We start from the raw sequence: 14,403 nt of genomic DNA, 5'->3' as shown, positions 1-14,403 counted from the left end.
GTTATTAACTTAGCAATCCTTTGATAATCAAATCTGTTGCTGCCTCTTCGCTTAAACCTCGAGCCATCAGGGTTTGTAATTGCTTGGAATCAACGCTCCCTAGGGCTGCTTCATGTGTAATATGAGCTTTGGGGTGATTTACCTCTACAATGGGTATGGCACTAACGATGCCATTGTCTTTAATGATTTCAGTACAGTCTACATGTCCTCGAGCATAGGCTGCCGAAGCTGTTAATTTATTATATACTTCAGCCCTGGTATTGCCAGTAGCTGCCACTCGGGAACTTAAAAAACCACGCGCTCTTTCCCCGATTAGATGGCCAATTTCTTTTATCATAATCTGATCATCACCTTTACCACTGATACGGGTAATCATTTCTAAAACACTATCAGCTTCACAGGAAGCCTCGTAATTAATATCAATCAAACCGGCACGACCTTTAATTAATTCAAATTCTGAGTAAAAACGGGCATTTTCTGACAGTAGAATTTTGGCATGTGGGTAAACCTTAACTCCACCATGAAAACCATGAACATGTCTTTCCAGATAACGATAGCGGGCATTTTTCCCCACTTTAATAGTACCATCCATAATATGCTGTATATCAATGGCATTAGGAAAGGCACAATGAGCCAGGAAAGAGACTGAAGCATTCTCTTGAATCTCATTTTTTATTATCATTTTCTGAATACCTTCTTCTGGTATCATTCCAAAACACATATGCACTGGTTTATCAATTTTTACATTCTTTTCTACTATTGTATTTACCTCTATATGATCTTTAAATTCTTTGACATCAACCTTTAAACCAGGTAAAAGATGGGACTGAATTACCTTGTGATGATGAATGAAAATATGAGCAATATCAGGTTGTTTAAAAATATCATCAGTCTCTGTAATTCGAGATAGTTCTCTGGTTAAATCGTTTTTATCCAAGTTGTACTCCTTCTTCCTCAGGAATATTTTTATGTTTACAGGGTAAGCATTTATTTTTAAAATATGGAATTACTTTTTTAGCTACATCCTTCTTTAGTATTTCTCCATTACAAAAGATAAAAGCATGATCAGCCTGTTTTAATACTGCTAGACTATGGGTAATCAGTATAATAGTCCTCTTCTTTTTTCTCTGTTCTTTGATGACCTCGAACATTTTATCCAAGGTTTCTACATCTATTCCTGAATCAGGTTCATCCAACAATACCAAATCAGGATCCATAGCTAAAATAGATGCTAACTCTACTTTTTTTCTTTCTCCCCCACTCAAGGTCTTATCCACTGCACGATTAGCATACTCATCAGGATCAAGCCCCACTCTTTCCAATTGTTCATGGATGAAATCATTATTCTTATTACCAGCTGCTGCTTTTAAAAAATCTCTGATGAGCAATCCCTCGTAACGGGCAGGTTCCTGCCAGCCAAAGGTGATACCCATTCTGGCGCGTTCATCAATACTGAGCTTACTGATATTCTTACCTTTAAAGCGTATACTACCACTATAGTGTCGATAGCCTTCCAATCCCATTATAGCGGAAGCTAATGTTGATTTACCAGCACCATTGGGACCCACAATAGCATGCACATAACCTTCCCAGACTTCCATATTAATATTTTTTAAGATATTTCTCCCATTTAGGGAGAGAGACAAATCTTTTACTTCCAATATATTTTTCATATGGTCATTACCACTTCTTTCTGGTTGTAATTAAAAAATATTTTTTTATTTTAGGTATTAAAATATAACATATTTATTACTATAATAGCAACTCATTTTATTTAACAACTTAGAGCAATATAGAAGAAATAATTGTTTCTATATTCAATTAATAGATAGAACAATATTAATACCAGGTCTGGCTGAGAATAAATTGATGTTGAATAGTTCATTTGCCTAAAAATTGTATTTTATATATAATTAAATTGTGAAGTTAGTATGAACTAGTTAAAAAGCATAATTCATTTAGTAAATATGTTAGTTTAGAATTATACTTCCCAATAATTAATTTAATGTTATTAATACTTCTTAATTAAACCAAAAGATGAATGGTTAGTTATGTTGAAAAACGATTCTTTAGATAATTTTTTAAAACAGAATTCGGAAATTGATTTAAGTGTTAAGACCGTTACTAGTGATAAAGTATATTCAATTTTAAGTAAAGCTATTTTCCGAGGGGAATTAAAGCCTGGCCAGCGATTGGTAGAATCAAAATTAGCTAAACTAATGAAAGTAAGCCGAACACCAATAAGGGAAGCAATTATCGAGTTAGAGCAGAAAGGTTTAGTCGTATCTTCTCCACCCAAAGGGGTAAGAGTTGCTCCTCTTCCTACCAAAGAAGCATTGAATGAGTTTTATGATATAAGTAGTGTATTAAGAGGATTAGCGGTTAGAAAAGCAATAGATAATAATTATATAACCAAAATGGAGATAAGGCAATTAGAAGAAATCATTACTGAGAGCGAGCTTTTTTTAAAGGAAGGATCTTTAAGGAACATTGCCAATTTAAATCTAAAATTTCATAATATAATAGAGGAATGTAGTAGAAGTAAAGAATTAATCAATATCATAGATAATTTATATAAAAAGTCCAGAGAACGGTTTTCAGAAATTATATCTAAAGCAGATAGACAAAAAAAATCAATTGAGGAACATAAGAAGATAGTCAAGGCAATTATTGAGAAAGATGCGATATTAGCAGAAAATTTAATGAGAGAGCATATTATTAATGGAAAAGAATCTCTTATTAAAGAGTTTGAATTGAGAGAAAGTTCTTCATGAATGAAGAGTAACCAAATTGATATAATTATTAAAATACAACAGATTACTTTATAAAATTTACTTCAGAAATCAATCAATAAATTAAATCTTTTCTTTATTAAATAAATATTCTACCAACCTAAAATTTCTAGAATCCTAATAAAATAGAAAATTTTTAAAAAATATTTTACTTTTCCCATTTGTATTATATAATAATTCTAATATATAAATATAGTATACAGTATACTATAAATAAAAATTAAATCAAATAACCACTTGTCTTAATATTTTCTATATCTAAAAATTCTTTTTGAATCTAAATATATTCCTAAAAATTCCAACTAATAAAATCATTAAAAAATAATAAGAAAGGAGGTGAAAAAATGACTAATAGGTTAAAAATAACAGCCAGTATTTTAATAATTGCAGTTTTGATGATCAGTATTCTGTTTGTATCGGTATGTTCTGCCCAACAATATGATTTATTAGTGATGTCTTCGGTTATTGGTGGTATTGGTTTCCAGTATTCTTCGGGTGTAGCAAGAGTCATTGGTGTAGTATTGCCTGATGCTAGAGTAACAATGGAAGCAACTCCAGGATATATTGATAATGCTAAAAGATTATATGCAGGATTTGGTGATTTGGGTATTGTATCTCATGACACTGCTCGAGAAGTATATTTACAGGAAGGAGCTTTTGCAGGACAAGGGACCCCTCTTTTAACTATCGCACCTATTCATATTCTATATTGGAACCTTATTGTTAATGAAGATAATCCAATTAAAACTATCTGGGATCTAGAAGGGAAAAGGGTTAATCTTCAGCCTAAGGGTTCATCTGCTGAGTCGACTGCTACAACTTTATTTGAAGCCATCAATATCAATATCATTCCATCATATTACCGACATACAGAAGCTGCAGAGATGATGAGATCAGGAACAATTGATTCTCACTGGCAGGGTGGTTCTAATCCTACCTGGATGGAATATTCGGTAAGAAAACCGGTTCGAGTTATTGAATTCAGTGATGAGGATGTTACTAAAATTCGTGAAAAATTACCTTTCCTTAGCAAGGTAAGCTTTCCTGCTGGCGATTATTATGAAGGCTCAGAGAATGTTCAGGTAGTAGGAACATGGGCATTATTAATGTGTCGAGAAGGTTTACCGGACGATGTTATATATGAGATTACCAAGGGATTATATGAGCATAAGGATCTTATGTTAGCTGCACATCCGGGCGCTGCAGATATGGGCTTGGATAAGGTCCTGGATTCTACCGTTCCTTATCATCCTGGTGCAATTAAATATTATACCGAAAATGGTGTTCAAATACCGACAGAATTAACTCCATAAACCAGCTTATTAAGGATTAGTAGGGATTATCAGTCCCCCTATCAAAAATAGGGGGACTGATAATAATCATAATTGTTGTATTATCGTATCATTTAAAGAAAGCAGGAAGATATGACAGAATATAATGGAGAAGAAAAAAATAATAAGCTAAGTTTACCAATAAATAGGTATACACAGCTAATGGCTATATTAATGTCAATTTTTCACCTATATACTGCCGGTACCATACCATATGATGTATTTGTACAACGGTCTGTTCACTTAATGTTTGTTTTTTCTATGATTTTTTTATTACATCCTTGGAATAAGAAAAAAGCTAGCCTGATAGATATAATTTTTACCATTTTAGGTATGTTAAGTTGCATCTATATATTTGTAAACTATATCAGTATTTCCATGCAGAGCGGATTATCTATTGGTGTTCAGTATTTAATAGGCATCATGGTTGTTATATTGATTCTAGAAGCATGTCGCAGAGCAATAGGTATGGCATTACCGATTCTGGCAATCATCTTTATTTTATATGCCCGCTTTGGTGGTTACATCCCGGGGATATGGGGACACCGAGGATTAAGTATAGAAAGAATATTTGGTTTTCTCTATCTTACTTCAGATGGAATCTGGAGCATACCATTAGGGGTTTCCGCTACTACTGTAGTAATGTTTGTTATTTTTGGCCAATTCTTAAGCGAGGCAGGAGTAGGGGAATTTTTTATGGATTTTTCACAAGCCATTGCTGGTAGAATGATAGGCGGAAGAGCTCAGGTTGCTGTTATTAGTAGTGCTTTATTTGGTACTATTAGTGGTAGCTCAACTGCTAACGTTGCTACCACGGGTTCATTTACTATCCCACTTATGAAAAGCTCAGGATATAAACCAGAATTTGCTGGTGCAGTAGAAGCTGTTGCTTCAACCGGGGGGCAAATTATGCCACCGGTTATGGGCGCGGGAGCTTTTATTATGGCTGAAATGCTGGGAATGAGATATTTTGCGATATGTAAGGCGGCTGCTATACCGGCTATATTATATTTTGCCAGTGTATTTTTATGTGTAAGGTTTCGTACCCTGTTGATGGGGTTTAAGATGGAAAAGTCATCTATAAATTTGAAAAAAGTTTTTTTAAGAAATGGACATTTAATAATACCTCTAATTGTAATTATTTATTATATAGTTCAGGGATTTTCACCTACGAGAGCCGCGTTCTATGGGGTTATCTCAACAGTTGTTATAAGTTTTGTTAATCAGGAGATTAGAAAGAATCCCAAAGTATTTTTGAAAGCACTGGAATATGGAGCAAAAAATACCATAGGAGTGGCGATTGCCTGCGCTTGTGCTGGGATAGTATTGGGAATTGTCTCAATGACTGGTTTAGGAATTAAAATGACTACAGTCATTTTAGCTATGAGTGGAGGTAATACTTTTTATGCTCTATTATTAGCAATGGTAGGAAGTATTATTCTGGGAATGGGTCTACCTACCGCAGTTGCTTATATCATTGCTGCAATTGTTGCCTGTCCAGCTTTAATTGAGTTGGGCTTACTTCCTTTAGCAGCACATATGTTTGTCTTTTATTTTGCTATTTTGGGTACCATTACACCACCTGTTTGTTTATCTGTTTATGTAGCATCAGGAATAGCCCAATCTAATTGGTTAAAGACTGCTTACTATGCCATTATGATGGCTTTGCCAGGATTTATTATTCCCTATGTATTTGTTAATGACTATTCAATTCTTTTCATAGGGACAGCATCTCATATTTTAAGAACCTTTAGTACAGCTTTAATCGGAATATTTGCCCTGGCTATTGCTTTGATGGGTTATTTCCTAACCCGGATTAATCTATTGGAGAGAATTATATTAATAATTGCTGCTATTCTTCTTATCTTTCCCAATTTTAAAATAGGCCTAGGAGGAATGATATTATTGATTTTAGTCTATTTCTATCAAAGAATTAAAAAAAGAGAAGAAGTTAGACAGTTTTCTGAAGTAGAGGCGTAATAAAATCAGATTTAAATTTAATTTATTGGAGAATATCAAATGAGTTCATTTGTAAAGAGTAAAGAAAAATTGGTGGAAATATTTGATAGAATTGATCGTTTAGTTAATCTAGATATACCAGGGAGAGGAGTAATCCATTTATTATATCAATGGGCAAGAAATAAGGCAGAATATCCTTTAATTATGCTAGCAAGTCAGGAATTAGATAAAATTATAACTAAGGGAGATATTATCTTTATAGCTACAGGCTGGCCTGATAGGCCAGAGATAACGCCTGACATTGCTGAAACTGATGGTCCACCTGGTGCAGCATCTTTAGCCCGGGCTATTAATAGAGCCTATCATGCCATACCTATCATTTTTATTGAAGAGAATCTGGTTCAGGGAATGACTACAGTGGTCAATGCAGCAGGATTAAAAGTGTTGTCACCTTCCCAAGCAATAGAAACACCAGCGTATCATGCTCCTATCAATTCAGCTTCAGTTCTTTCATTTCCTATCGAAAAGGAAATAGCGTTAAAGAAAGCTACTGATCTTATCAGGAAATACCATCCCAAAGCAGTAATCACTATTGAAAAAGGAGGTATGAATAAAAAAGAAATAATTCATACCAGCAGAGGAGTCGATTCAAGTAAGTATATGGCAAAAATAGATTATCTGGTTCAGGAAGCGCTAAAAAATAATATTACCACTATAGGTATAGGAGATGGAGGAAATGAGATTGGAATGGGCTGTATTCAGGAGGAAATCAGAAAAAATCTTCCCTTCGGTAATAAGTGCAAATGTCCTTGTCAAGCAGGAATAGCACCGTCAACAAAGACTAACTATTTAATTACAGCAGTAATATCAAACTGGGGAGCATATGGATTGGCAGCAGGAATTGCTTTATTAAAGAATGACGTTGATATTTTTCATAATAGCGAGATAGAGAAAAGGATATTACAAAAGGCAGCTGATGCTGGTTTTATTGACGGAATTAATGGTTATACTGAACCAGGTGCTGATGGATTACCAGCGAGTGTTCATGAATCGTTTGTAGATGTTTTGAGAGAATTAATAAAAAAAGGAATCAATCAATTAAAAATTTAGAAAATAGTGGTTAGTGGGAGCAATAAAATTGGTTAAAAGGAAGATTTTGGTTCAGAATGTCCAATGACAACATAAAAAATGGCTAATACTAATATAAACACTATTATTGATTAAGAAAAGAAGAAGATGTTCTGGGCAAACTATTTTTTTATAATAAACAATTGAGTTTCCTTGGTTGTAACGAGTAATTTGACTGAAAAAAGAAATATTATTATAATTATTTAATGGTATACAGTATACCGTATATTAATCTTTATATAGATAAAATTAAGATTATTAAAAATATAAAAATAATAAATTAATAGCTATTTTAAGGAGTATATAAATGAGTATTAAGACCATTACTATTTGTGGAAGCGGGAATGCAGCTCATGCCATGATTCCAATTATCAAAAGTAATTTTAATTGTCAAATTAATCTTTTTTTTCGTTATCAGCATAAAGTTGATATTTTTCAAAGGATAATTGATGAAAGCAGAGTTATCACTGCAGTACAAGGCAAAGAAGAATTATATGGGAGACCAGATAAAGTAAGTAGATTTCCAGAAGAAGTATGCCAGGATGCTGATTTGATACTTTTGCCTCTGCCAGCATTTGCTCAAGAATCGGTTCTATTGCAAATAATCCCTTTTTTAAAGAATGAAGTAATTATAGGATCAATACCGGCCAGAGGTGGTTTTGAATATTCTTTATTGAAAGTTTTAAAGAGTGTTACTGATAAAAAAATTAAATTTTTTGGTTTACAAACGCTTCCCTGGGCTTGTCGAACCAGAGAATATGCCAGCAAAGTGGATATTTTGGGAAAAAAAGACATAGTAGGATTAGCAGCCCTGCCCCGGGAAGCTACTTTAGAATTATCAGAAATATTTACTCATTTACTAAATATTAAAGTGGAGCCCATCCCTAATATGTTGACCCTTACTTTAGCTAATATCGGTCAGATTGTGCACCCCGGAATTATGTATGGACTTTTCAAAGGAAATGAAAATAGAAAATATAAAAAAGAAGACATTCCCCTCTTTTATCATGGAGTAACCAGTAATATTGCTAAAACACTTGCCAATATGAGCAATGATATGCTTGCCTTAACCAGGAAACTTCAAAATAGATTTAAAAATATAGACTTGACAAATGTATTAAGCTTAGAGGATTGGCTCATATCTTCTTATAAAAATTCAATTATAGATGACCATACTTTAGAAGCCTGTTTTATTACCAATCAAGCTTATCAAGGTTTATATGCGCCTATGAAAGATTTAGAAAATGGTTATTATAAACCAGACTTTCAATCACGTTATCTCACTGAGGATGTACCTTTTGGATTAATAGTTTCTAAAGCAATTGCTTTACTAGCACAAGTAGATACTCCCAGCATTGATGAGGTTATTATTACAGTCAGTAAGTGGATGAAAAAAGAATATTTAGTCAATGGTGATGTGAAGGGGAGAGATATATCTGAAACAAGAATTCCTCAAAATTATGGTCTTAACAACTTAGAACAGATTGTTAATTTATAAAATATCCCTATATTGGAAAAGGAGAGATTGAAAAGTGGATAAATCGAACAAAAAAAGAAGAGTATTAAACTGTTCTATAGACCCCTGTGTTCATACCTTAGGGGTAGAAAGATTTGCTGAGTGGCTGGAGAGCAAAGGAATAGGTTATATTGCCATTAAATTAGGACCAGCTGTATCTATTGATGAATTGATAGATAAAATTAGAGAGTCAAAAGCAGAAGTGGTCACCTTTAGTTATCGCCTGGGAGATTTGCATGTTGATGAAATTATCGAAGAGTTGATAGAAAAAGTATATAAATATGGATTGCAGCCAGAAAAAAGTGGAATAAGGTATTGTTTTGGTGGATTAAGACCCGCAGCTAATTTAGTCAGAGCAATGACTGGCTTACGCATACTGGAGGATAGATTTTCTCCTCCTGAAGATAGACATTTTAATCTGGAAAAGATTGCTCAAGAATATAAAAATAAAGAAAAATTCCAGGGATTTTTCGAAATGGTGGTTGATGATTATGTAACAATGGATGAGTTAGAATATTTTGCTCAGAAAAAAATAAGAGTTGCCAGAGAGAAAATAAAATGGTCTGATGACTTATTAGAAAGGATAAAACAGGTACGTCAATTAGAAAATAGACCAATCATCAGAGCTCATATTGGTGCAGCTGCCGAAACAATAGAACCAACAGTAGAGGGAACCAGAAAAATAAGTGAAGCAGCAGCTCTGGAGATTGTCTCTTTAGCTCCGGATCAGGCCAGTCAGGCATTTCTGGCTAAATTTGTTCGGGGAGAGGAAAATCCGGAGAAATATCGTAAAGGAGAAGGCGGTGCACCAATTCGGAGTAAAGAGGATTTAAGGAGGTTAAAAGAGGCAACTCAATGTGGAAATTACCCTATGATTAGAATATACTCTGGTACCGATGAATTAGTGGAATTAGCTAAGATATTTGAGGAAACTTTACATATGCCGTTTCCAGCAGTGCCTGTATTCTTTTATAACCGTTTAGATGGACGAGGCCCTCTTTCTATTCTGGATGGCATTAATGAACATTTTAATACCATGCGCTGGTGGGCTTCTATAAACAAACCACTGGAGATAAATGATCCCCATCAATGGCAACTCCGAAGGTGCTCAGATGACATGTATGTTACAGACCACATCCTATGTGGAATTATTGCTCTAAAAATGGGTATAAAGAATTATGTCATGCAATTAATGTTTGATTTGCCTCCAGAAATAAATCCCAGATATGATTTAGGGAAAATGAAGGCAGCTTTTGAACTAATTGAGCCACTAACCAGGCATTTTGATTTTAGTATTACTAAAGAAACTCGAGGAGGCCTTTCCAGCTTTCCACCCAATCTAGATAAGGCAAAAAGCCATCTTACCATGACCACTTACTGGCAGATGTTTATGGACCCCGATATTATCCATGTGGTTAGCTACTGTGAAGCGCACCATGATGCTAAGGCAGAAGACATTATTGCTAGCTGTGATATTACCAAACAGACTGTCGAAGAGTACTATCGCACGCCTCTTCCTGAGATCTGGCAGCTTCCTGATGTAATATCTCGGAAGGAAGAGTTAAAGAAAGGAGCTATGTATAATATCTTTCATTTAGCTTTAATGGGAGGATATGAAGGTAAAATAAATTTAGAAAACTTTTTTGAATATACAGTTAATCCTGGAGAAGCTGCCAAAAGGGAAAATGTTGCTGATAGAGCAAAGAACTATGAAACAATGTTACTGGATTTAATTGATGAAAAGAATTACCCATCTGGGCAATGTGACCTGATTAGTGCTGATAACCTGGATTTAGCGTTACAGGTTGGTTTATTCCAGGCACCCCAGGTAACAGTGATAGATAAACGCTATGAGTTAGCAGGAATGTGTAAGACTAAAATTATTGATGGAACTTGTCGCATTGATGAATTTTGTCTGCAAAAGGTAAAAGATGAAATTGAAAGAGTTGATAAGGTTAGAGAACGATTCCCCTGGTATTTCTATAAAGATGTTAGCCAGACTGATGAATTATCAATAGTAGCAGAATCAAAGGATGCTATCGTTGAAGACCATCTCCTCTTATCATTTAGAGACCAATTAGGATTAAAAGATTTGCGGGATAAAAAAATATTGGCGGTAGATTTTGGTAGTACTTACACCAAAATTGCTATCTTTAATACCAATTCAGATGCAGTGGATTTACGTTACGTTCCAACTACAGTTGACGATATTCGTGAAGGTTTGGCGAATGGTTTAGGGTGTCTTGACAAATGTAGGAAAGAAGGCAACTGGGAACCTTTACGGAAGATGATGAATGAATTTGATATAAAACTTCCCTGCAGTAGTGCAAAAGGTGGTTTAAAAATGGTTACTGTTGCTTCTACTGAAAGGGAGAGTGGATTTGCTGCTGATCTTGCAGCTCTGACCGCAGGGGCAAAACTTCTCAATAGTTATGACGGAAAATTATCTTTAGAAGAAGCTCGAGCAATTTATTTAGAAGATGGCCCGGAAATTATTCTCTTAAGTGGTGGAGTTAATGAAGGTGGAGATACAGAAACTGTATTACACAATGCTAAGATATTAGCTGAAACTGCAAAATTAGCAACCTATGCTAAATATGGAATACCGATAATTTATGCTGGAAATGAAGATGTTACTGAGGAAATACTGGATATTTTCCATAGTCACAATATTGATGTAAGGGCAACTGGCAATATTATGCCCGAAGTTAACAGGTATAACATTGATGTAGTAAATGAAGCAATAAGAGAACTCTTTCAGACTGTTGTTATCCGAGGCAAGGGATTTGATGTGGTAGAAGAGTATATGAGTACAAAATTTATACCAACTCCCCGAGCAGCTTTCTTAGGAATTAATTTGTTAGCTCGCGGTTATGGTGAAGAAGAAGGGATCGGGAATATCGTGGCTTTAGATATTGGTGGTTGTACTACTGACTTTTTTGCCAATGTACATTCCAATCCCTTGTATCATTATCCCTGGGATGATCCTAAGAAAAAAGTTAAAAGAACTATACTAAAAACTCCCAATTACCCTCTGGCTTATCGGAGAGTAGAAGGTAAATATGGATTAGCTTATAACGCAGAAAATTTAATGGAACTGGAAAAATTTAAAAATGGTTCAGTAGAAAAGGAAATTAGCGATTTGTTTAATCAGAAATATCCTGATTTTCAGGAGAATGGTGACCATATGGATCGATTTTTAGTTTATAAAGAACAAAAATGGTTTATCAAGCTAAAGGAATATTTAAAGTGGATTCACGATAATCCCCATATTATGCCCACTACAGAAGAGGAAAACTTCATCAGAAGCGTTCTGGCTAAGGAAACTTTAGCAGTAGCTACTGCTAATAATGTAGGGCATGTCAAAGAAACTGATGTTTATTTCTTGCAAGAAGGAGTCAATTTCTTTACTCAGGATTGCACACTGGTAATAGTTGGTGGAACAGTGTATCATAAATGTAAGGAAAACAAAGATTATCTTATAGAAGATCTTAAGATGATTGTAAAAGGAGCCCTTTTCAATCCGAAAGAATATACCGTTTTGAGACCAAACCATAAAGTATTATTGGACGCTTCTTATATTTTATCAACCGTCGGAGGTCTTTACGGAAGAATTGACCCTGAAAAAGCCATTCGTATTATGAAGAAAAATTTTGTACCATTAGAACTATAAATACAAATAAGAGGTAAGAAAATATGGCGATCCAAAATAAAGGGAGGTCTATTTTGGATAGAAACCAGGTACTATTCTGGGGTGGTATTATTTTTGCCCTTACACAGCTTATTCTTCCCATTTTTATAACTCTAATAGATTTACAGTTGAGAGCAATTCATATTATTCTTGGAGTTTCCCTTGCATCTCTGGCTTATCCTTATGGTAAATCAAATCAAGAAAACAAAAAAATTTCCTTTTGGGATGTATGTGTCATTACCATAATAATAATAGCAAATGTTAATACATTTTTAAAGGCAATGAAAATTTATATGATTCCGGGAAGTGCATCAACTTTTGATTTAATCATTGGCTCTCTCTTAATAATAGTTATACTTGATGCAGCACGAAGATCTGTAGGTTGGGCAATACCAATATTTGTGGGATTGTTATTTCTCTATATATCTCTTGGTCCAAAATTGACAGGAATATGGAGGTTACCGGGTTTATCCTGGAAATTTGTTATTAATTCAGTATATTTTTCTGCTCTAGGAATTTATGGAAGTATCACCGGGATGTCAGCAACTTTTATTGCTATGTTTATCATATTTGGTGCCCTCATTTCAGGAGCAGGTGGAGGGAAGACTTTTATTGATATTGCATTAGCATTAACCGGTAGATACAGGGGTGGGCCAGCCAAAACAGCAGTAGTATCAAGTGCTCTTTTTGGGAGTATCTCCGGTAGTGGTGTAGCTAATGTGGTAGTTACCGGTAGTTACACCATTCCGCTAATGAAACGGTTGGGTTATAATCCTGATTTTGCAGCTGGAGTGGAAGCTATTGCTTCAACAGGAGGAGGAATTACTCCACCTATTATGAGTGTGGCAGCTTTTATTATGGCAGAATTTTTGGGTCTTCCCTATTTAAAAATTATAGCTTATGCCCTGATTCCTTGTTTACTCTATTATACCGGAGTCTTTGCTGGAGTACATTTTGAGACAGTACGATCTGGTTTAGCTGCAGTACCTGAGAATGAAATTCCCAAATGGCAAAGTATTTTAAAATTTAATAGAATAGCCTCCTTAGTTATTCCTATGGCAGTACTCCTATATTCTATTGCTAGAGGTAGAGCCTTAATCTTTGCTGGATTTTATGCTTGCGTTTCAGTTATTGTAATTTTCTTGCTTTCTGATCTTTCCCCAAAAGGAGTAAAATATACGTTAACAAAGATAAGGGATGGATTAAGTGAAGGAGGATTAGCTCTTTGTAAAATTGTACCAATTTTAGTGTCTGTAAATATTCTGGTTAATATGATTGGCATTACCGGTATTGCTCCCAAGTTGAGTTCTGTAATCTTAGAGGTTGGAGGAAATAATTTGTTATTGGCATTATTAATAGCCACTATTATCCCTTTTATTTTAGGAACCTCTCTACCAGTAGTACCAACTTATATATTGTCTATTTCTATACTTGCTCCTTCACTAATAAGGCTGGGAGTTGATCAGATAGCCTTGCATCTATTCTTTATTTACTGGGCCATCTTAGGCGGAGTAACTCCTCCTACCTGTACCCAGGCAATTGTTGCTGCTGGTATTGCTAAAGGTAATTGGTTTAAAACTGCCTTAGTATCAGTCAGGCTGGGTATTGTTGCTTTCATTATTCCCTATTTTTTTGTACTTAATCCTTCTCTGGTAGGTCGCAGTGATACTATTTCAGTAGCAACTTATGTAGGGAGCGCATTTTTTGGTGCAATACTACTAGCATATGGGTTTTTTGGGAGAGTAAAAAGTAATTTAAATGTTTTATTTCGATTAGTATTCGTTGGGAGTGGAATTTTACTGATGTGTCCTAAACATATTTTATCCATCATTGGTGTGGCTATCGTAATACCAATGCTGTTCTATCAACATAATGTTATAAAAAGGTTAGGACTGGTAAAGTTGTAAAGATAATAGAAATAGTGTGTTATTACCAAACATTAACCAATGTTTTATGGTAATACCAAAATAATATTTGGGAAAAAAC

Annotated in this window: 9 protein-coding genes; 7 read left to right on the top strand and 2 right to left on the bottom strand. The window is 34.6% G+C overall.

Annotation, left to right across the window (positions count from 1 at the left end):
- Nucleotides 1-4: 4 nt before the first annotated feature.
- Both PHD84_01705 and PHD84_01700 read right to left on the bottom strand, forming a co-directional pair.
- Nucleotides 5-937 (bottom strand): SufD family Fe-S cluster assembly protein, encoded by a 933-nt coding sequence (locus PHD84_01705; protein MDD5636523.1) that lies wholly within the window; start codon nt 935-937, stop codon nt 5-7.
- Nucleotides 930-1,673, bottom strand: a complete 744-nt coding sequence (locus PHD84_01700) for an ABC transporter ATP-binding protein (protein ID MDD5636522.1) — start codon at nt 1,671-1,673, stop codon at nt 930-932. Before PHD84_01700 ends, PHD84_01705 begins: the two co-directional genes overlap by 8 nt.
- 378 nt (nt 1,674-2,051) lie before the next feature.
- On the opposite strand from PHD84_01700, the gene PHD84_01695 reads away from it, so the two are divergent.
- From PHD84_01695 to PHD84_01665, 7 genes are all read left to right on the top strand, one after another.
- Nucleotides 2,052-2,774: a GntR family transcriptional regulator gene (locus tag PHD84_01695; protein ID MDD5636521.1), complete on the top strand. Its 723-nt coding sequence runs from the start codon at nt 2,052-2,054 to the stop codon at nt 2,772-2,774.
- A gap of 362 nt (nt 2,775-3,136) precedes the next feature.
- Nucleotides 3,137-4,105 carry a TAXI family TRAP transporter solute-binding subunit gene (locus tag PHD84_01690; protein ID MDD5636520.1) on the top strand — a complete coding sequence of 323 codons (969 nt, stop codon included), beginning with the start codon at nt 3,137-3,139 and terminating at the stop codon, nt 4,103-4,105.
- A 111-nt stretch (nt 4,106-4,216) separates the two neighbouring features.
- Nucleotides 4,217-6,103: a TRAP transporter permease gene (locus PHD84_01685; GenBank protein ID MDD5636519.1), complete on the top strand. Its 1,887-nt coding sequence runs from the start codon at nt 4,217-4,219 to the stop codon at nt 6,101-6,103.
- Nucleotides 6,104-6,142: 39 nt separating this feature from the next.
- Nucleotides 6,143-7,192, top strand: coding sequence for a DUF4392 domain-containing protein (locus PHD84_01680; GenBank protein ID MDD5636518.1), 1,050 nt, complete (start codon nt 6,143-6,145; stop codon nt 7,190-7,192).
- Between the two features lie 325 nt (nt 7,193-7,517).
- Nucleotides 7,518-8,708 (top strand): NAD/NADP octopine/nopaline dehydrogenase family protein, encoded by a 1,191-nt coding sequence (locus tag PHD84_01675; GenBank protein MDD5636517.1) that lies wholly within the window; start codon nt 7,518-7,520, stop codon nt 8,706-8,708.
- 34 nt (nt 8,709-8,742) lie between these two features.
- Nucleotides 8,743-12,399 (top strand): glutamate mutase L, encoded by a 3,657-nt coding sequence (locus tag PHD84_01670; protein ID MDD5636516.1) that lies wholly within the window; start codon nt 8,743-8,745, stop codon nt 12,397-12,399.
- A 53-nt stretch (nt 12,400-12,452) separates the two neighbouring features.
- Nucleotides 12,453-14,324 (top strand): TRAP transporter fused permease subunit, encoded by a 1,872-nt coding sequence (locus tag PHD84_01665; protein ID MDD5636515.1) that lies wholly within the window; start codon nt 12,453-12,455, stop codon nt 14,322-14,324.
- Nucleotides 14,325-14,403: the final 79 nt, after the last annotated feature.

The sequence above is a fragment of the Atribacterota bacterium genome, from assembly GCA_028717805.1.
Lineage (GTDB): Bacteria > Atribacterota > Phoenicimicrobiia > Phoenicimicrobiales > Stramentimicrobiaceae > Stramentimicrobium.
The sequence above is the reverse complement of the archived record's forward strand: the minus strand, read 5'-3'. Positions and strand labels throughout refer to the sequence as shown.